Raw genomic sequence first — 264 nt, 5'->3', positions numbered from 1 at the left:
GCTAATTCGTTTCACTTCTGAGTTCGGAATGGAAGTCAGGTGGGTCCAAATCGCTATGGTCGCCAAGCAAATTCTTTATCAATTTGCTCGCAAATTCAAACGCACTTTAGTGCGGCCCTTTAGGGTGAGATTTGCTTGCAAATCGAATAATTCGGAAAGCTGTTTTTAAATTCTACTTATACACATTCAATCGTTCTTGCATTGAGTCCATCAAAACCCCTTGGGTGTTGTATGGTTAAGCCTCACGGGCAATTAGTACAGGTT

At 41.7% G+C, this 264-nt stretch carries 1 rRNA gene; it reads right to left on the bottom strand.

Going from position 1 to position 264, the window contains the following annotated elements:
- Nucleotides 1–67, bottom strand: a 5S ribosomal RNA gene (rrf, locus tag VJL_RS26655); the annotation flags it as partial.
- Between the last annotated feature and the right edge of the window lie 197 nt (nucleotides 68–264).

This window comes from Vibrio jasicida CAIM 1864 = LMG 25398, assembly GCF_000400365.1.
In the GTDB taxonomy this organism is placed as follows: domain Bacteria; phylum Pseudomonadota; class Gammaproteobacteria; order Enterobacterales; family Vibrionaceae; genus Vibrio; species Vibrio jasicida.
Note: the sequence above shows the minus strand (reverse complement) of the source record. Positions and strands in the feature narration are given on the sequence as shown.